Origin of the sequence: Mycolicibacter senuensis (genome assembly GCF_002101885.1) — a bacterium.
Taxonomy (GTDB): Bacteria; Actinomycetota; Actinomycetes; order Mycobacteriales; family Mycobacteriaceae; genus Mycobacterium; species Mycobacterium senuense.
In genome coordinates, this window is record NZ_LQPS01000008.1 from 17,140 (window position 1) to 35,056 (window position 17,917).

Annotated in this window: 19 protein-coding genes; 11 read left to right on the forward strand and 8 right to left on the reverse strand. The window is 68.7% G+C overall.

Features of this window, described 5'->3' with window-relative positions; all coding sequences use genetic code 11:
* The first annotated feature begins 102 nt into the window (after window positions 1-102).
* The 3 genes from AWC24_RS00735 to AWC24_RS00745 are packed head-to-tail and all read left to right on the forward strand — an operon-like array spanning window position 103 to window position 3,068.
* Window positions 103-885 (forward strand): 3'(2'),5'-bisphosphate nucleotidase CysQ, encoded by a 783-nt coding sequence (locus AWC24_RS00735; protein ID WP_109560270.1) that lies wholly within the window; start codon window positions 103-105, stop codon window positions 883-885.
* Between the two features lie 24 nt (window positions 886-909).
* Window positions 910-2,154 carry a cysteine--1-D-myo-inosityl 2-amino-2-deoxy-alpha-D-glucopyranoside ligase gene (mshC, locus tag AWC24_RS00740; RefSeq protein ID WP_085081603.1) on the forward strand — a complete coding sequence of 415 codons (1,245 nt, stop codon included), beginning with the start codon at window positions 910-912 and terminating at the stop codon, window positions 2,152-2,154.
* 29 nt (window positions 2,155-2,183) lie between these two features.
* Entirely contained in the window at window positions 2,184-3,068 is an 885-nt protein-coding gene (locus tag AWC24_RS00745) for an SDR family oxidoreductase (RefSeq protein WP_085081604.1), read from the forward strand.
* A gap of 1 nt (window position 3,069) precedes the next feature.
* Here the strand turns inward: AWC24_RS00745 and AWC24_RS00750 are convergent, their stop codons facing one another.
* On the reverse strand, window positions 3,070-3,936 hold the full coding sequence (locus AWC24_RS00750) for a PAC2 family protein (protein WP_085081605.1): 867 nt from the start codon (window positions 3,934-3,936) through the stop codon (window positions 3,070-3,072).
* A gap of 190 nt (window positions 3,937-4,126) precedes the next feature.
* Here AWC24_RS00750 and metH point away from each other — a divergent pair, with 190 nt between their 5' ends.
* From metH to AWC24_RS00775, 5 genes are all read left to right on the forward strand, one after another.
* A complete protein-coding gene (gene metH, locus AWC24_RS00755; RefSeq protein ID WP_085081606.1) occupies window positions 4,127-7,870 on the forward strand; it encodes a methionine synthase in 3,744 nt (1,247 codons plus the stop codon).
* Window positions 7,871-7,898: 28 nt separating this feature from the next.
* A complete protein-coding gene (locus tag AWC24_RS00760; protein WP_085081665.1) occupies window positions 7,899-8,597 on the forward strand; it encodes an HAD family hydrolase in 699 nt (232 codons plus the stop codon).
* A gap of 79 nt (window positions 8,598-8,676) precedes the next feature.
* Entirely contained in the window at window positions 8,677-8,958 is a 282-nt protein-coding gene (locus AWC24_RS00765) for a phosphoribosyl-ATP diphosphatase (RefSeq protein WP_085081607.1), read from the forward strand.
* Window positions 8,959-8,960: 2 nt separating this feature from the next.
* Window positions 8,961-9,821: an ATP phosphoribosyltransferase gene (gene hisG / locus AWC24_RS00770; protein WP_085081608.1), complete on the forward strand. Its 861-nt coding sequence runs from the start codon at window positions 8,961-8,963 to the stop codon at window positions 9,819-9,821.
* 59 nt (window positions 9,822-9,880) lie between these two features.
* Window positions 9,881-10,363 (forward strand): DUF4126 family protein, encoded by a 483-nt coding sequence (locus tag AWC24_RS00775; protein ID WP_085081609.1) that lies wholly within the window; start codon window positions 9,881-9,883, stop codon window positions 10,361-10,363.
* A gap of 10 nt (window positions 10,364-10,373) precedes the next feature.
* On the opposite strand, the gene AWC24_RS00780 is transcribed toward AWC24_RS00775, so the two are convergent.
* Together AWC24_RS00780 and AWC24_RS00785 are read right to left on the reverse strand one after the other, a co-directional pair.
* The gene (locus AWC24_RS00780) at window positions 10,374-11,150 is read right to left on the reverse strand and encodes a thioesterase family protein (protein WP_085081666.1); all 777 of its coding nucleotides are present in this window, start codon (window positions 11,148-11,150) and stop codon (window positions 10,374-10,376) included.
* Window positions 11,147-11,950, reverse strand: a complete 804-nt coding sequence (locus AWC24_RS00785; protein WP_085081610.1) for a RecB family exonuclease — start codon at window positions 11,948-11,950, stop codon at window positions 11,147-11,149. Before AWC24_RS00785 ends, AWC24_RS00780 begins: the two co-directional genes overlap by 4 nt.
* Before the next feature lie 64 nt (window positions 11,951-12,014).
* Here AWC24_RS00785 and AWC24_RS00790 point away from each other — a divergent pair, with 64 nt between their 5' ends.
* Window positions 12,015-12,848 (forward strand): tRNA (adenine-N1)-methyltransferase, encoded by an 834-nt coding sequence (locus tag AWC24_RS00790; RefSeq protein ID WP_085081611.1) that lies wholly within the window; start codon window positions 12,015-12,017, stop codon window positions 12,846-12,848.
* A gap of 28 nt (window positions 12,849-12,876) precedes the next feature.
* On the opposite strand, the gene AWC24_RS00795 is transcribed toward AWC24_RS00790, so the two are convergent.
* From AWC24_RS00795 to AWC24_RS00810, 4 genes are all read right to left on the reverse strand, one after another.
* Complete coding sequence (locus AWC24_RS00795; protein ID WP_085081612.1) at window positions 12,877-13,314, reverse strand: hypothetical protein; 438 nt, start codon at window positions 13,312-13,314, stop codon at window positions 12,877-12,879.
* 62 nt (window positions 13,315-13,376) lie between these two features.
* Window positions 13,377-13,670, reverse strand: a complete 294-nt coding sequence (locus AWC24_RS00800; RefSeq protein ID WP_085081613.1) for a DUF503 domain-containing protein — start codon at window positions 13,668-13,670, stop codon at window positions 13,377-13,379.
* 2 nt (window positions 13,671-13,672) lie between these two features.
* Complete coding sequence (lppK, locus tag AWC24_RS00805) at window positions 13,673-14,221, reverse strand: lipoprotein LppK (RefSeq protein WP_085081614.1); 549 nt, start codon at window positions 14,219-14,221, stop codon at window positions 13,673-13,675.
* 17 nt (window positions 14,222-14,238) lie between these two features.
* Window positions 14,239-14,727: an MTB12 family secreted protein gene (locus AWC24_RS00810; RefSeq protein WP_085081667.1), complete on the reverse strand. Its 489-nt coding sequence runs from the start codon at window positions 14,725-14,727 to the stop codon at window positions 14,239-14,241.
* Window positions 14,728-14,882: 155 nt separating this feature from the next.
* Between AWC24_RS00810 and arc the strand changes: the two genes are divergently transcribed.
* A complete protein-coding gene (arc, locus tag AWC24_RS00815) occupies window positions 14,883-16,706 on the forward strand; it encodes a proteasome ATPase (RefSeq protein WP_085081668.1) in 1,824 nt (607 codons plus the stop codon).
* Window positions 16,707-16,733: 27 nt separating this feature from the next.
* Here arc and AWC24_RS00820 read toward each other — a convergent pair whose 3' ends face one another.
* Window positions 16,734-17,150, reverse strand: coding sequence for a hypothetical protein (locus AWC24_RS00820; RefSeq protein ID WP_085081615.1), 417 nt, complete (start codon window positions 17,148-17,150; stop codon window positions 16,734-16,736).
* 115 nt (window positions 17,151-17,265) lie between these two features.
* Here AWC24_RS00820 and AWC24_RS00825 point away from each other — a divergent pair, with 115 nt between their 5' ends.
* Complete coding sequence (locus AWC24_RS00825; protein WP_085081616.1) at window positions 17,266-17,907, forward strand: TetR/AcrR family transcriptional regulator; 642 nt, start codon at window positions 17,266-17,268, stop codon at window positions 17,905-17,907.
* The last annotated feature ends 10 nt before the right edge of the window (window positions 17,908-17,917 follow it).

Here is a 17,917-nt window from a genome sequence, read left to right on the forward strand (position 1 = left end):
CTCCCGGCGAGTGTGCGTTCTGGTCGGGAAAATTCGCTCCGGGCGTACCAAACCGCACAGTCGCGGCGGGGCCTGCCAGCCGGGTCGGGGATACTTCCTGACGTGACGCTGACCGACGCGGTGCTGGCCGCCGAACTGGCCGTCGATGCCGGGAAGCTGTTGCTCAAGGTCCGCGACGAGGTGGGGTTCGGCCACCCGTGGCGCCTCGGCGACGCCGGGGATGCGCTCGCCAACCGTTTGATCCTCAGCCGGCTGCGGGAGGTACGCCCCGACGACGCGGTGCTCAGCGAGGAGTCGCCCGATGATCTGGCCCGGCTGCGGGCCGACCGGGTCTGGATCATCGACCCGCTCGACGGCACCCGTGAGTTCACCACCCCCGGACGTGAGGACTGGGCGGTGCACATCGCGTTGTGGCAGCGAGACGGCGCGGGGCCGGGCGCCATCACCGACGCCGCGGTGTCGCTGCCGGCCTATGCCAACAGGAGCAACGTCGTCTTCGCCACCGACACCGTCACCGCGAACGCCGCGCCGGCCGGCGTCCCGAACCCGATCCGGGTGGCGGTCAGCGCCACCCGGATGCCCGCGGTGGTGCGCATCATCCGGGAGGTGCTGCCGGTCGAACCGGTGCTGATGGGTTCGGCGGGCGCCAAGGCGATGGCCGTGGTGCGCGGTGACGTCGACGCCTACCTGCACGCCGGCGGCCAGTGGGAGTGGGATTCAGCCGCCCCGGCCGGTGTGGTGCGGGCGGCCGGGCTGCACGCCTCCCGGCTCGACGGTTCGCCGCTGCTCTACAACCGTCCCGACCCCTACCTGCCAGACCTGCTGATGTGTCGGCCAGAGGTGGCGCCGACGCTGCTCGACGCCATGCGGCGCACATTGCTGTAGACGTGGGGCCTTACAGTCGAGGGCATGCAATCGTGGTCCGCGCCGGCCGTTCCGGCACTGCCCGGGCACGGCCCGGCGCTGCGTCTGTATGACACCGCCGACCGACAGGTCCGCCCGGTGTCGCCGGGCCCGACGGCCACCATGTACGTCTGCGGCATCACCCCCTATGACGCCACCCATCTGGGCCACGCCGCCACCTATCTGGTCTTCGACCTGATTCACCGGCTCTGGCTGGACGCCGGCCACCGGGTGGACTACGTGCAGAACGTCACCGACGTCGATGACCCGCTGCTCGAACGCGCCGACCGCGACGGGGTGGACTGGCAGCGGCTGGCGGCCGACCAGGTCGAGCTGTTCGCGGCGGACATGACCGCGCTGCGGGTACTGCCGCCCCAGCATTACGTGGCCGCCAGCGAGGCGATCGACGAGGTCGTCGAGGTGGTCGAGAAGATGCTGACCTCCGGATCGGCCTACGTCGTCGATCCCGCCTCCTCTGATCATGCGGACGTCTATTTCCGTGCCGACGCCACCGACCAGTTCGGCTACGAATCGGGCCTCGACCGCGCCGCGATGCTGGAACTGTTCGGCGAGCGCGGCGGCGATCCCGACCGGGCCGGCAAAACCGATCCGCTCGACGCCCTGCTGTGGCGCGCCGCCCGGCCGGGCGAACCCAGCTGGCCCGCGCCGTTCGGCGCCGGACGGCCCGGCTGGCACGTCGAGTGCGCCGCGATCGCGTTGAGCCGGATCGGCAGCGGAATCGACATCCAGGGCGGCGGGTCCGACCTGATCTTCCCGCACCACGAGTTCTCCGCCGCGCACGCCGAATCCCTCACCGGGGAGCGGCGCTTCGCCCGGCACTACGTGCACGCCGGGATGATCGGCTGGGACGGGCACAAGATGTCCAAGAGCCGAGGCAACCTGGTGCTGGTGTCCAAACTGCGCGCTCAGGGCGTGGAGCCGGCTGCGATCCGGTTGGGCCTGCTGGCCGGGCATTACCGCAGCGACCGGTTCTGGGACGACGAGATACTGGCGGCCGCCCAGGCGCGGCTGGCCCGCTGGCGGGCCGCGACCACCTTGCCCGCCGGCCCGGCCGCCGACGACGTGATCGCCCGGTTGCGCCGTTACCTCGCCGACGACCTGGACACCGTGCAGGCGCTTGCCGCGCTGGACGGTTGGGTGACCGACGCACTGGAGTACGGCGGTCACGACACCACCACCCCGGCGCTGGTGGCCACGGCGGTCGACGCACTGCTGGGCGTGGCGCTCTGAGCCGCTTGCGCCGGGGGTAGTTTGGCCGCATGGTTGCGATTCACTCCCAAGTCATCTTCATCACCGGCGGCGCGCACGGTATCGGCGCCGAGGCGGCCCGCCGGCTGCACGCCCAGGGCGCCAAGCTGGTGCTGACCGACCTGGACGACGAGCAGCTGACGGCGTTCGCCGCCGAGCTCGGCGGCGACCGGGTGCTGACGGCGGCCGCCGATGTGCGTGACCTGGCTGCCATGCAGGCCGCAGCCGAGCAGGCCGTCGAACGCTTCGGCCGGATCGACACCGTGGTGGCCAACGCCGGCATCGCCAGCTACGGCTCGCTGCTGGCCGTCGACCCCGAGGCGTTTCAGCGTGTGATCGACGTCAACCTGGTCGGGGTGTTCAACACGGTGCGGGCCACGCTGCCGGCTATCGCCGAACGCCGCGGCTACGTGCTGATCGTGTCGTCGCTGGCGGCGTTCGCCGCCGCGCCGGGCATGATCCCCTACGACGCCTCCAAGGCCGGTGTCGAGCACCTGGCCAACGCGCTGCGCCTGGAGGCCGCCCACCTGGGGGTGACCGTCGGCTCGGCGCACATGTCCTGGATCGACACCGCGCTGGTGCGCGACACCAAGTCTGATCTGTCCACGTTCGGCGAGCTGCTGGCCAAACTGCCCTGGCCGCTGAACAAGACCACGTCAGTGGCCGAATGCGCCGACGCGTTCGTCGACGGGATCGAGAACCGCCGGACCCGGGTCTACTGCCCGCGCTGGGTGGGGTTGTTCCGCTGGCTCAAGCCGCTGCTGTCCAGCCCGGTCGGGGAGTCCCCGATCGCCAAGGTGGCCGGCGAAATGATGCCCCGGATGGACGCCGAGGTCGCCGCGCTGGGCCGTTCGACCAGCGCCTACAACGAGGCCGTCGAAAAGGTCGAAAAGTAGGTCAGCGCCGGCGGCGCCGCAGATAGCGCTCGAACTCCGCGGCCAGCGCGTCGCCGTCGATCTTGTTGAGCGCATCGGTCATGTCGACCTCGGCGTCGCCGCGCTCCTCCAGTGAGGTGACGTAGTCGGCGATCTCCTCGTCCTCGCTGGCCATCTCGGTGATCGCCAGCTCCCACTCCTCGGCTTGCGCAGGCAGATCACCCAGCGGCACCTCGATGTCCAGGGCGTCCTCGACGCGGCGCAGCAGTGCGACCGTCGCCTTGGGATTGGGCGGCTGCGAGACGTAGTGCGGCACTGCCGCCCAGAACGTCACCGCCGGAATCCCGGCCGCCACGCAGGCGTCCTGAAAGACCCCGGTGATCCCGGTCGGGCCCTCATAGCGGGTCTCGGTCAGACCGAATCGGGTGGCCGAGTCCGGCGAGTAGGCCGCCCCGGAGACCGGCACCGGCCGGGTGTGCGGCGTGTCGGCCAGCAGCGCGCCCAGGATCACCACGGTGTCGACGTCGAGTTGCTCGATGACCGCCAGGAGCTGGGCGCAGAACGTCCGCCAGCGCATGTTGGGTTCGACGCCGTGCATCAGCACCACGTCGCGGTCGCTGCCCGGTGGCCGGCAGTGGGAGACCCGCATCGACGGCCACACCAGTTCGCGGGTGACACCGTCGAGCTGGCGGATCACCGGCCGATTCACCTGGTAGTCGTAGTACGCCTCGTCGTCGATGTCGACGATCAACTGGGCTTCCCAGATGTCGTGCAGGTGCTGCACCGCATCGCTGGCGGCGTCGCCCGCGTCATTCCAGCCCTCGAACGCAGCCACCACGATGGTGTCGTGCAGGTCGGGAAGCGCGGTGCCGTCATCCGGTCGGGTCACACCGCCAGGGTAAGGCCTGTGCGGAGATCACGGGCCGTACCGGACCGGCTGAGTCGGCTTGGTCGTCGGGGGATTCGTCCCCATGCCGGGTGAGCAAGTAGACTTTTCGGCGTCGAGAGGCGTTGCAACGGTTCGCCGGTCTTCACACCGGTAGCCGCCACGCTCGACGGAGTTAAGGACGCCTTCCGTCATGGAAGGGACCCGCGTGAACAATTTTGAACCCAATCTCCGGCCCGACTGCACCGACGAGCTGACGGCGGAACTGCGTCGGCGGATCGTGGTGATCGACGGCGCGATGGGTACGGCGATCCAGCGCGACCGGCCGGACGAGGCCGGTTACCGCGGCGAGCGGTTCAGCGAGTGGCCGAGCCCACTGCAGGGCAACAACGACCTGCTCACTTTGACGCAACCGGAGATCATCGAGGGCATCCACCGCGAGTATCTCGAGGCGGGCGCCGACATCCTGGAGACCAACACCTTCAACGCGAACGCGATCTCGCTGTCGGACTACGACATGGCGGACCTCAGCTATGAGCTGAACTATGCGGGAGCCGCCCTGGCCCGCAAGGCCGCAGATGAATACCGCACCTCCGACAAGCCCCGCTATGTGGCCGGCACGATCGGGCCGACGACGCGCACGGCGTCGATCTCGCCGGACGTCAACGACCCCGGCGCCCGCAACATCTCCTACGACCAGTTGGTCGCCGCCTACCTCGAAGCCGCCAACGGTCTGGTCGACGGTGGCGCCGACCTCATCCTCATCGAGACGATCTTCGACTCGCTGAACGCCAAGGCCGCCGTGTTCGCCGTCGAGACGCTGTTCGAGGAGCGCGGCCGCCGCTGGCCGGTCATCATCTCCGGCACCATCACCGACGCGTCCGGGCGCACGTTGTCGGGGCAGGTCACCGAGGCGTTCTGGAACTCGATCCGGCACGCCAAGCCCATCGCGGTCGGCCTCAACTGCGCCCTGGGCGCGCCGGAGATGCGGCCCTACATCGCCGAGATGGCGCGCATCGCCGACACCCACGTGTCCTGCTACCCCAACGCCGGCCTGCCCAATGCCTTCGGCGAGTACGACGAGGACCCGGAGCGGCAGGCCAGCTACATCGCCGAGTTCGCCGAGGCCGGCCTGGTGAACCTGGTCGGTGGTTGCTGCGGCACCGCGCCGGAGCACATCGCCGAGATCGCCAAGGTCGTCGAGGGCAAGCCGCCGCGCGAGCTGCCGAAGATCGGCCTCGCCACCCGGCTCGCCGGCCTGGAACCGCTCAACATCACCGACGACTCGCTGTTCGTCAACATCGGTGAGCGCACCAACATCACCGGCTCGGCCCGGTTCCGCAACCTGATCAAGGCCGAGGACTACGACACCGCCCTGTCGGTCGCCTTACAGCAGGTCGAGGTCGGTGCGCAGGTCATCGACATCAACATGGACGAGGGCATGATCGACGGCGTCGCCGCGATGGACCGCTTCACCAAACTGATCGCCAGCGAACCGGACATCAGCCGCGTCCCGGTGATGATCGACTCCTCCAAGTGGGAGGTCATCGAGGCGGGCCTCAAGAACGTGCAGGGCAAGCCGATCGTCAACTCGATCTCCATGAAGGAGGGCGAGGAAAAATTCATCCGCGAGGCCCGGCTGTGCCGCAAGTACGGCGCCGCCGTGGTGGTGATGGCCTTCGACGAGCAGGGCCAGGCCGATAACCTGGAGCGCCGCAAGGAGATCTGCGGGCGCGCCTACCGGGTACTGACCGAGCAGGTCGGCTTCCCGGCCGAGGACATCATCTTCGACCCGAACTGCTTCGCGCTGGCGACCGGCATCGAGGAGCACGCGACCTACGGGATCGACTTCATCGAGGCCTGCGCCTGGATCAAGGAGAACCTGCCCGGGGTGCACATCTCCGGGGGCATCTCGAACGTGTCGTTCTCGTTCCGGGGCAACAACCCGGTCCGCGAGGCCATTCACGCGGTGTTCCTCTACCACGCCATCAAGGCCGGCCTGGACATGGGCATCGTCAACGCCGGAGCGCTGGTGCCCTACGACTCGATCGACGCCGAGTTGCGCGAGCGCATCGAGGACGTCGTGCTGAACCGCCGCGCGGACGCGGCCGAGCGGCTGCTGGAGATCGCCGAACGGTTCAACTCCTCCGGGGAAGGAACCCGCGACGCGGATCTTGCGGAGTGGCGCAACCTCCCGGCCCGCGAGCGGATCACGCACGCCCTGGTCAAGGGCATCGACGCGCACGTCGATGAGGACACCGAAGAGCTGCGGGCCGAGATCGCCGCCGCCGGTGGCCGGCCGATCGAGGTCATCGAGGGCCCGCTGATGGACGGCATGAACGTCGTCGGCGACCTCTTCGGCGCCGGCAAGATGTTCCTGCCCCAGGTCGTGAAGTCGGCCCGGGTGATGAAGAAGGCCGTGGCCTACCTGCTGCCCTACATCGAGGCCGAGAAGCAGCCCGGCGAAGCCGATCACACCAACGGCACGATCGTGATGGCGACAGTCAAGGGCGATGTCCACGACATCGGCAAGAACATCGTCGGGGTCGTGTTGCAGTGCAACAACTACACCGTCGTCGACCTCGGGGTGATGGTGCCCGCCGAGAAGATCCTGACTGCGGCCAGGGAGTACGACGCCGACATGGTCGGCCTCTCCGGCCTGATCACCCCGTCGCTGGAGGAGATGGCCGGTTTCGCCGCCGAGATGGAACGCGAAGGCCTGGAGATCCCTCTTTTGATCGGCGGGGCGACCACCTCGAGCGCCCACACGGCCGTGAAGATCGCGCCGCGTCGTAGTGCTCCGGTGATCTGGGTCAAGGACGCGTCGCGCTCCGTTCCGGTCGTTGCCGCGCTGCTCGACGACAAGCAGCGCCCGGCGCTGCTGGAATCGACCGCGGCCGACTATGCGTCGCTGCGGGAACGGCACGCCCAGAAGAACGAGCGACCGATGGTGCCGTTGGAGAAGGCCCGCGCCAACCGGACGCCCATCGAGTGGGACGGCTATACGCCGCCGGTGCCCGTTATAGGGACCGGAGTGCGGGAATTTCTTGATTACGACCTCGCCGAGTTGCGCGAGTACATCGACTGGCAGCCGTTCTTCAACGCCTGGGAGATGAAGGGCCGCTTTCCCGACATCCTCAACAACCCGGCTTCCGGCGAGGCCGCCCGCAAGCTGTACACCGAGGCCCAGCAGATGCTCGACACCGCGATCGAGGAGAAGTGGCTGACGGCCAACGCGGTGATCGGGTTCTTCCCGGCCAACGCAGTCGGCGACGATGTGGAGGTCTACACCGACGACACCCGTACCGAGGTGTTGACCATGTTCCATAACCTGCGCCAGCAGGGCGCGCACCGGCCGGGTATCCCGAACCGGTCGCTGGGCGACTACATCGCCCCCAAAGAAACGGGTCTGGCCGACTACATCGGCGCCTTCGCCGTCACCGCGGGGCTCGGCAGCGGCGAGAAGATCGCAGAGTTCAAGGAAGCGCTCGACGACTACAGCGCGATCCTGCTGGAGTCGGTCGCCGACCGGCTGGCGGAGGCCTTCGCCGAACGGATGCACCAGCGGGTTCGCAAGGAGTTCTGGGGATTCCAGCCCGACGAGGCATTGGACAACGACGCGCTCATCGCCGAGAAATACCAGGGGATCCGCCCTGCCCCGGGCTACCCGGCCTGCCCGGAGCACACCGAGAAGGCGACGATCTGGAAGTTGATGGACGTCCAGGAACGGACCCGCATCGAGCTGACCGATTCGATGGCGATGTGGCCCGGTGCCGCCGTCAGCGGCCTGTATTTCTCGCATCCGCAGTCGCAGTACTTCGTGATCGGCCGGTTGGCCCAGGACCAGGTCGCCGACTATGCGAAGCGCAAGGGCTGGACGCTGGCCGAAGCCGAGCGCTGGCTCGGCTCCAACCTCGGCTACAACCCGGAGGACTGAGTCCTGAGAGGCTGCCCTGATGGGTGAGTTGCGCGCGGTGCTGTGCGACATGGACGGCACCCTGGTCGATTCCGAGAAGCTCTGGGATGTCGCGATGGATGCGCTCTATGACCGCCTCGGCGGGGTGCTGCGGCCAGAGGTGCGGGCGGCGACCGTCGGCGGCTGCGCGGAGAACACCATGCGGATCGTCTACGACGACCTGGGCCTGGAACCGGACCCGGCGGCGATGGCGGAGTCGGCGCGCTGGCTGCACGCCTACACCGGCGAGCTCTTCGACGCGGGCCTGCCCTGGTGCGACGGCGCCCGCGAACTGCTGGATGGACTGGCGGCGGCGGCCCTGCCCATGGCGCTGGTGACCAACACCCCGCGGATGCTGGCCGAGCGGGCGCTGGACAGCATCGGCCGGCACTATTTCGCGGTCGTGGTCTGCGGGGACGAGGTGGCCCGCGGCAAACCGGCACCGGACCCCTATCGGCGGGCCGCGCAGCTGCTGGAGCTGGATCCGCGCCGGTGTCTGGCCGTGGAGGACTCGCCGACCGGGGCGGCCTCGGCCGAGGCGGCGGGCTGTGCGGTGCTGGTGGCGCCCAATGCGATACCGGTGCCGCTCGGCGCGATGCGTCACCAGGTGGGGTCGCTGGCCGGGCTCGGGCTGGCGGACCTGCACGAGATCTACACCCGGCTGTCTTCCCCTCGCGAGGGTGCATGGCTGCCCGCCGACACGCCGTGAAAGCTGCCGGGCTGTGCACGCTCGCCCCGGCGCCGGAAGCGCGATGCAGCGAAACTGCCGTGACTGCCCGTGACCGGGCATGAAACAATCCCTGCTCGTGAAGACCTTCGAGGAGCTGTTCGTCGAACTCGGTGAGCGCGCCGCAACCCGACCGGCCGGCAGCGCCACCGTCGCCGCGCTGGACGCCGGGGTACACGCCATCGGCAAGAAGATTCTGGAGGAGGCCGGCGAAGTGTGGCTGGCCGCCGAGCACGAGTCCGATGACGCACTGGCCGGCGAGATCAGTCAGCTGCTGTATTGGGCCCAGGTCCTGATGATCTCGCGCGGGCTGACGCTGTCCGACGTGTATCGGAAGCTGTGAACATGTTGCGTGTCGCGGTCCCCAACAAGGGGGCGCTCAGTGAGTCCGCCGCGGCGATGCTGGCGGAGGCCGGCTACCGCAGCCGCACCGACGCCAAGGACCTGACGGTCCTCGATCCGTCCAACAAGGTGGAGTTCTTCTTCCTGCGGCCCAAGGACATCGCCATCTACGTCGCGTCGGGGGAGCTGGACCTCGGGGTCACCGGCCGGGATCTGGCCCTGGAATCCACCGCGCCGGTGCGCGAACGGCTGGCACTGGGATTCGGCTCGTCGCGGTTCCGGTACGCCGCTCCCGCCGGGCGGGACTGGACCGTGGCGGATCTGGCCGGCAAGCGGATCGCCACCGCCTATCCCAATCTCGTTCGGAAAGACCTGGCGGCCAAGGGAATCGATGCGACCGTCATCCGTCTGGACGGCGCCGTGGAGATCTCGATACAGCTCGGGGTGGCCGACGCGATCGCCGACGTGGTCGGATCGGGCCGCACCCTGCGCCAGCATGATCTGGTGGCCTTCGGTGAGACACTGTGCGATTCGGAGGCGGTGCTCATCGAGGCCGCCGAGCCGAACGGCCGCAGTGAACAGACGGCCGCGGCCCGTGACCAACTGGCGGGCCGGGTGCGCGGCGTGGTCTTCGGCCAGCAGTACCTGATGCTGGACTACAACTGTCCGCGTGCGGCTCTCGAGCAGGCTGCCGCGATCACTCCGGGCCTGGAGTCACCGACCATCGCCCCGCTGGCCGAGCCGGACTGGGTGGCGGTTCGCGCGCTGGTGCCGCGCCGCCAGGTCAACGCGATCATGGACGAACTGGCCGCCATCGGGGCCAAAGCCATCCTCGCCTCGGACATCAGATTCTGCCGAATTTGATCAGTGCAGGTCGGGGAGTTGTCGACGTGTTAGCGTCCGGGAGAACCTAGGAGGCTCTAGTGACGCATTTCATCGTGCTGCTCCTCGCGCTGTTGATCGGTGTCGTCGCCGGACTGCGTGCGCTGACCGCGCCGGCCGTGATGGCCTGGGCGGCCGCGCTGCACTGGATCAACCTGGACGGCACCTGGGCTCAGTGGTTGAGTCACCCGGCGACCGTCACCATCCTGACGGTGCTGGCCGTCGGTGAACTCGTCAGCGATAAATTGCCCAAGACCCCGAACCGCACGATGCCCCTGTCGTTCGCCGCCCGGATCGTGCTGGGCGGGTTCGCCGGTGCGGTGCTCGGCACGGCCTGGAACTACACCTGGACGTCTCTGGGCGCGGGCATTATCGGTGCGGTGATCGGCACGCTGGCCGGTTTCGCCGTGCGGCAGCGCCTGGTCGCCGTCAGCGGCGGCCGCGACCTGCCGATCGCGCTGGTGGAGGACAGCGTGGCGGTGCTGGGTGGCATCGCGATCGCCGCGTACACCGCTGTGCTGTGAGCTGAGACGTTCAGCGCCGCTGCACCAGCAACGCCTGCGCCGACGTTCCGATGAACCCGCTGCGGTCGAACAATTCCGCGGTGGTCACGCCGATCCCGTCCGGCCCGATCGAGGCGCGGGCCCGCAGCCCGAAATCCTCCCCGGCCGGCTCCCGGTGCAGATGCACGACGGTGTCGGTGTTCATGAACATGTACTCGTCGACGTCCAGCGCGGCGCCGACCCCGTTCGCCGAGTCGACCACCATCGCCAGCCGCTGCAGGGCGGTGGTCTGCTCGCTGTCGACCAGGTGCACCCGCGGGCTCAGCCAGGACACCGCAGCGCCGTCGGCCGAGTCCGGCAGCAGGCGCCAGTCCGCCGATCGGGCGTAGCCGCTGGCCTGGGCGAACCATTCCGGCGGCGGCTGCGACGGTCCGTCGACCAGCGGCGGGTACCGGTCGGAGGCCACCGCGGAGGTGTCGCCGGTGGCCAGCGCCCACGCGCTCACCCGCGCCACCGGCCGGTCGTCGTCGTCCACGGTGTGCATCTCGGCTTCGAGCAGACAGATTCGCCGACCCGGCCGCTGCACCCGGGCCTGCACCCGTACCGGGGCCACCGGTATCGCCGCCAGGATGTCCAGGCCCAGCCGAGCGATCCGCTGCCCCTCGGGGAGCAGCCGCTCGATCTCCCGGGTGAGCAGCGCCAGCGGGGGAGAGCCGTGCTGCAGCTGCCCCCAGTTACTGCGGGTGAGATCGCTGGATTCGTAGACGCCGTCGGACCCGGCGGCCCGGTGGTAGTAGCTGCCGTTCACGCCGCGCCGTCCATCGGCCAGCCGGGATAGGCCGGCGGGGTCCCGCCGAACGCCGGACACAACGCGCGGTGCGCGCACCAATCGCACAACCGCGACGGATTCGGCCGGAAATCGCCTGTGGCACCGGCGGTTTGGATGGCGCGCCAGATCGCGATCAGGGTCTTCTCAAAGCGCAGCAGCTCAGCGTGGTCGGGGGAGTAGTCCAGGAGCTGGCCGTCGGCCAGGTAGATCAGCCGCAGCTGTGCCGGTAGCACCCCGCGTGACCGCAGCAGCGCCACCGCGTAGAACTTCATCTGGAACAGTGCCTTCGACTGGGCCGAGGCGCTGCCCGGCGACGGCGCCCGGCCGGTCTTGTAGTCGACCACCCGCATCCCGCCGGTCGGGGCGACGTCGATGCGGTCGACGAAACCGCGCAGCAGCGTCCCGTCGGCGAGTTCGACCTCGACGCGTTGCTCACAGCTCTGCGGATCGAACCGGCGCGGATCCTCCAGCCGGTAGTAGCCGGTCAGCAGCTTGCGTGCTTCGGCCAGCAACCGCTCGGCATCCAGCCCGACCGCCAGCTCCGGTTCGGCGCTGACCAGCTGCTCCAAGGCCGGTCCCGCCAGCACGCGGGCCGTCTCGGGGCCGCGCTGGGCGGCCGGCAGTGCGTAGAGGCGCTCGAGTGCGCCGTGCACCACGGTGCCGCGCAGTTGCGCCGTCGACGGCGGCTCGGGCAGCCGGTCGATCGCCCGGAACCGATACAGCAGCGGGCACTGCTTGAAGTCGGCCGCCCGCGACGGGGACAACGCAGGCCTACTCATGGGCAGAACCCTACGGGCATGCTCCGACCACCCACGCCTCACACGCTGCGTAGGGTGAACGGCTGTGTCCGAATCCGGGATCTTCGAAGCAGGCGACCGGGCCCAGTTCACCGACGCCAAGGGCCGCCGCTACACCACGGTGCTGGTCCCCGGCGGTGACTTCCACACCCATCGCGGCGCCATCCCGCACGACGAGGTGATCGGGCTGCCGGACGGCAGCGTGGTCAAGTCCGCGAACGGTGACCCGTTCCTGGTGCTGCGACCGCTGCTGGTCGACTACGTGATGTCGATGCCGCGCGGGGCGCAGGTGATCTACCCGAAGGATTCGGCACAGATCATTCACGAGGGCGACATCTTCCCCGGGGCCCGGGTGCTGGAGGCCGGCGCCGGCTCGGGCGCATTGACCCTGTCCTTGCTGCGGGCCGTCGGGCCAGAGGGCCGGGTGGTCTCCTACGAACTGCGCGACGACCATGCCGAGCATGCCCGCCGCAATGTCGAGACCTTCGTCGGGCAGCTGCCCGACAACTGGCGGCTGGTGATGGGCGATGTCGCCGACTGCGACCTGCCCGACGGGTCGATCGACCGGGTGGTGCTGGACATGCTCGCACCGTGGGACGTGCTCGACGTCGTGTCGCGGGTGCTGATCCCCGGCGGAGTGCTGGTGATCTACGTCGCCACCGTCACCCAGCTCTCCCAGGTGAATGAGGCGCTGCGCGAACAGCAGTGCTGGACCGAGCCGCGATCGTGGGAGACCATGCAACGCGGCTGGAACGTCGTCGGGCTGGCGGTGCGCCCGCAGCATGCGATGCGCGGCCACACCGCGTTCCTGGTCTGCGCCCGCCGGCTGGCGCCGGGCACGGTGACCCCGACCCGGCTGGGACGCAAACGCCCGGTGTGAGCGGCGAACCTCGGGTGGGCTGCGACGGTCAGGGGCCCCAGAGGCGCGGATTCATGGCGTGCTGCGACGGTGGCTCCAGTTCCACTGTGCCCTCGGCGCCGGTCGTGTAGGGGAAGATCAGCCCTATCGCGGCGCCCTCACGGTGTTCGACGCTGACCTCGATCCCGTCGCGGCGGGCATCGCTCAACGTGACGTTCAAGGCGACGGCGGCGGCCCGCAGACTGTCCTTGAGCGCGGTCACCGCCCGCCACTGCGCCGCCAGTTGTTCGACGACGGTCGACTTCGCTGATGTCGGGTCGTCGGGTGCGATCACCACGCGCTCACCGTCGACGGACACCGCCAGCGCGAAGGGCAGGAACTCGCCGCGGGCCGCGATGGTCTCCAGGGCGAGGTTGACCGCGGCGTCGGTGAGTCCGTCAAGGTCTGCCTGCGCCTGTTCGGTCACGGTGTCGCGCCAGCTCGGCATCCGCTCATCGCCCTCCCTCTCGGCCCTTTCCTACGCCGACTGAATCGCCCAGTGGGACAACCTCAGTCGTCACTGTGGCTGAATCCCCGTCGCACCGACAGCAACTCGATCTCCGGGCGGGCGGCCACCAGCCGCTCGGCCGCATCGAGCACCTCGACCACGTGTCGGCGCTCCCCGGAGACCACGGACACGCCGACACCGCTGCGCCGGTGCAGATCGGTCGAATCCGTCTCTGCCGCCGACACATTGAACTTGCGGCGCAACTCCGCGACGATCGGGCGCACCAGCGAGCGCTTCTGCTTGAGGGAATGCACGTCACCGAGCAGCAGGTCGAACTCCAACCAGCCGACCCACATGGCTACGGCGTCGCCGTGGGAGGCGCGGTGGACGAGCCGGCGTGAGCCTTGCCGAACGCCAGCAGGGTCTTGGCGGTCTCCTGCGACAGCTGCCAGTCGCCGTCGCGCGGCGTGAACTCCATCGGGAATGCGAACCCGCCGGTGTCGGGATTGGCGGTGTCGACGGTCACGTCGGCGGTCACGCTGCCCGGGTGACGGTCCGACCAGGTGATTCCGGCGGCGTCGAGCTGCAGCGGCAGGTAACCGCCGTCTTTGAGTGCGGTGGCGAACCTGTCGATGGTCGCGGCGTCGGTGGGCTTGGCGCTCTCGATGAGGCTGACCTTCTCGGCGCCGGGAATCTCCGGATCGGACAGCCGGTAGAGCACATCCGTGAGTGCCTCGGGTGCAGGCAGCGGCGACGACGGCGGTTGCGCCGCTACCGTTGTCGTCGCCGTCACCGAGACCTCGGCCGGCGGTTCAGCCGGTTGCGGGTGGCTGGCGCAGCCCGACAGCGCCAGCACCGCCGCCAGGGCGGTACCCAAGGTGCTCAAGGCGATGCGCTGCCGGGACATCGGCGATCAGTTCGACATCAGTTGGACGAAGTCATCTGCGACAGCGTCATCAGCGACGTCTTGGACAGCTTCCAGCCGCCCTGGTCGACGAACATCAGGTTGACCGAACGCGGCTCCAGCTGCGGCCCGGAGGCGGTGACATCCGCGGTGGCCGCGCCCGGGCCGGCCGGTGCGATGTTGGCCACGCTGATCGACAGCGGGAACTTGCCGTTGGCGACGCCCTTGGCCATCTTGCGGTCCATCACGCTGCTCTCGACCGGGCCGAGGCCGCCCTCGATGAGGTGGGACTTGCCGGCGGCGGGGATGCCGGGGTCGGCCAGGGTGTTCAGCACGTCGGTCAACTGTTCGGGCGCCGGCATGGCGGCCGGCGGCTCCAGCGGCAGGGGCGCACCCCAAACCGTCAATTGCACCTGGGGGGAGACGGTTGCAACCGAGGTCACACCTGCTGCGGCTGCCCCCACGAACGTGGCGGCTGCAATACCTGTGGCTAGGTATTTCACGGTCACAAAGATCCTTTCGACGGCTTGAATCGTCACCCAGGCTAACAGCGTTCGTCGGTGTGTCGGATTGCCACAGCGCACGCGAATGCACAATGGCCGGTAGCGTTGAGGTATCCGTCGCTTCAACTTCCAGTTCGGGAAAGGAGCGCAACATGGACAACATGGGAGACTCGGCGCGTTCTGGGGCCTTCGACGCTTCCAGTGGATCCGGCACGCCCGGCGACGACCTGGCGGAGCTGGAGGAGCTGCGCCGGGAGGCCGCGGTGCTGCGCGAACAACTCGACAACGCGCCGCAGGACACTGCCCGCGTCGGGCGTGACGTCCGTCAGCTCGAAGCGCACATCGATTCGCTGACCGCACGCAATTCCAAGCTGATGGACACCCTCAAGGAGGCGCGTCAGCAATTGCTGGCGCTGCGTGAGGAAGTCGACCGGCTCGGTCAGCCGCCCAGCGGGTACGGGGTGCTGCTGGCAACCCATGAGGACGAGACCGTCGACGTGTTCACCTCGGGGCGCCGGATGCGGCTGAACATCTCGCCCAACATCGAGGTCGCGACCCTCAGGAAGGGCCAGACGGTGCGGCTCAACGAGGCGCTGACCGTGGTCGAGGCCACAACATACGAGGCGGTCGGGGAGATCTCGACGCTGCGCGAGGTGCTCGCCGACGGCCATCGGGCGCTGGTGGTGGGCCACGCCGACGAGGAGCGCATCGTGTGGCTGGCCGAGCCGCTGGTCGCAGAGGACCTGCCCGAACGCAACCCGGACACCGACTCGGACGACCGGCGGCCCCGCAAGCTGCGCCCCGGCGACTCCCTGCTGGTCGACACCAAGGCCGGCTACGCCTTCGAGCGCATCCCCAAGGCCGAGGTGGAGGATCTGGTGCTCGAGGAGGTGCCCGACGTCAGCTACGGCGACATCGGGGGTCTGGGCCGCCAGATCGAGCAGATCCGCGACGCTGTGGAGCTGCCCTTCCTGCACAAGGAGCTCTACCGCGAGTACGCGCTGCGCCCGCCCAAGGGTGTGCTGCTCTACGGCCCGCCCGGCTGCGGTAAGACGCTGATCGCCAAGGCGGTGGCCAACTCGCTGGCCAAGAAGATGGCCGAGGTCCGCGGCGACGACGCTCACGAGGCCAAGTCGTACTTCCTCAACATCAAGGGCCCGGAGCTGCTCAACAAGTTCGTCGGCGAGACCGAACGCCACATCCGGCTGATCTTCCAGCGGGCCCGGGAGAAGGCGTCCGAGGGCACGCCGGTGATCGTGTTCTTCGACGAGATGGACTCGATCTTCCGCACCCGTGGCACCGGTGTCTCCTCGGATGTGGAGACCACGGTGGTTCCCCAGCTGCTCAGTGAGATCGACGGCGTGGAGGGGCTGGAGAACGTCATCGTGATCGGCGCCTCCAACCGCGAGGACATGATCGACCCGGCGATCCTGCGGCCTGGCCGTCTCGACGTCAAGATCAAGATCGAGCGCCCCGACGCCGAAGCCGCCCAGGACATCTTCTCCAAGTACCTCACCGTGGGGCTGCCGGTGCACGCCGACGACCTGGCCGAGTTCGGCGGGGATCGTGCGGCCTGCATCAAGGCGATGATCGAGAAGGTCGTCGACCGGATGTACGCCGAGATCGACGACAACCGGTTCCTGGAGGTCACCTACGCCAACGGTGACAAAGAGGTCATGTACTTCAAGGACTTCAACTCCGGGGCGATGATCCAGAACGTCGTCGACCGGGCGAAGAAGAACGCGATCAAGTCGGTGCTGGAGACCGGTCAGCCCGGTCTGCGTATTCAGCACCTGCTGGATTCGATCGTCGACGAGTTCGCCGAGAACGAGGATCTGCCCAACACCACCAATCCCGATGACTGGGCACGGATCTCGGGCAAGAAGGGGGAGCGGATCGTCTACATCCGCACCCTGGTCACCGGCAAGAGTTCGTCGGCGAGCCGCGCTATTGATACCGAATCCAACCTGGGCCAGTACCTGTAGGTCCGGGCGAACAGCCCGACGCCGGCGTCAGGCGGGTGTGCCGAACTGCTCGACGGCGACTTCCGTGGCGCCGATGGCCGCATAGGTCCCGGTGAGGGCGACCATGCTCAGGGCCGCGCGCAGCGGCAGATCGCGGCGCACGAGGTGGCCGAAACCGTTGACGGTGTCGGTGGTGTCGACCACCAGGGCGAGCCGCTTCCAGCGACGGCGTTCCTTGGTGCCGCTGGTGAGGTAGCCCAGACCCATCGCGAACGCCCGCGCGCCATAGATCCTGGTCATGTAGGTCAGTTCGGGGCACGGTGTGACTCCGAGGATTTTGGCGAATCCTCGCGGTGCGACCAGTGACACGCCGGCGAGAATCACCCGGCCCAGCGCCATCAGGCTCAGCGGGCTGGTGGGACTTTCGGCGATCTCCTGACCGGTAGCTGCCGGTGTTGTTGCCATACGGGCTCCTCCGCTCACCGATCCGAGCTACTGACTGACCGTCAGTCATGTTACCGTAGCGGTGGCGTTACGGAGCTGTCAACGGCGGCACCGGTCGGGCGGAAAGGAACAGGTCTTGGGGCAGCAGGGATCCGGGAGACGGCGCACGACGCTGCCCGCCGCAGAACGGGAACGCCAACTGCTGGGGGTGACCCGGGACCTGCTGTTGGCAGATGGGCCGACCGAGCTGACGGTGGACAAGATCACCGCCGCCGCCGAGGTCGCCAAGGGAACGTTCTACCTGTACTTCGAGTCCAAAGATCACCTGCTGGCGCGGCTGTGGGCCGACTACCTCGATGCCTTCCTGGGCATCGTGCGGGGCCAACTCGCCGCACCGATGCCTCCGGAACCGGGGTGGCCGGCAGCGCTCGATGCGCTGATCGAGCAGATGATCCGCTACGACATGGCCAATGCCGCTCTGCACCGGGCGGTGTTCTCCCAAGCATCCGGCGACGGGCTGCGCCAATTGCGCCAGGCTGATGCAAAAGTCGTCACGCTGCTCGCCGACACCGTTGCCGCGGCGGTGGCAGCCGGGGCCGCGACCGTGACCGATCCGCCCACCACCGCCGCGCTGTTGTACTACGCCGTCGATGGCCTGCTGAACGCTGCCTACCTGGCGCACGCCGAGCCGGATACGGACACCGTCATCGCGGCGGCCAAGGAGATGGTCCACCGCACCCTGAGCACCAGCCGGGCGACGGTGACGCCGGGTCGTTGAGGCCCTCGCC

Bases quoted from the DNA above. Each gene is read 5' to 3' on its own strand.
- mshC (WP_085081603.1), top strand. From the start codon at position 910: ATGCAATCGTGGTCCGCGCCGGCCGTTCCGGCACTGCCCGGGCACGGC.
- AWC24_RS00745 (WP_085081604.1), top strand. From the start codon at position 2,184: ATGGTTGCGATTCACTCCCAAGTCATCTTCATCACCGGCGGCGCGCAC.
- metH (WP_085081606.1), top strand. From the start codon at position 4,127: ATGGAAGGGACCCGCGTGAACAATTTTGAACCCAATCTCCGGCCCGAC.
- AWC24_RS00765 (WP_085081607.1), top strand. From the start codon at position 8,677: ATGAAACAATCCCTGCTCGTGAAGACCTTCGAGGAGCTGTTCGTCGAA.
- hisG (WP_085081608.1), top strand. From the start codon at position 8,961: ATGTTGCGTGTCGCGGTCCCCAACAAGGGGGCGCTCAGTGAGTCCGCC.
- AWC24_RS00785 (WP_085081610.1), bottom strand. From the start codon at position 11,950: ATGAGTAGGCCTGCGTTGTCCCCGTCGCGGGCGGCCGACTTCAAGCAG.
- AWC24_RS00795 (WP_085081612.1), bottom strand. From the start codon at position 13,314: ATGCCGAGCTGGCGCGACACCGTGACCGAACAGGCGCAGGCAGACCTT.
- AWC24_RS00800 (WP_085081613.1), bottom strand. From the start codon at position 13,670: ATGTGGGTCGGCTGGTTGGAGTTCGACCTGCTGCTCGGTGACGTGCAT.
- lppK (WP_085081614.1), bottom strand. From the start codon at position 14,221: ATGTCCCGGCAGCGCATCGCCTTGAGCACCTTGGGTACCGCCCTGGCG.
- arc (WP_085081668.1), top strand. From the start codon at position 14,883: ATGGGAGACTCGGCGCGTTCTGGGGCCTTCGACGCTTCCAGTGGATCC.
- AWC24_RS00820 (WP_085081615.1), bottom strand. From the start codon at position 17,150: ATGGCAACAACACCGGCAGCTACCGGTCAGGAGATCGCCGAAAGTCCC.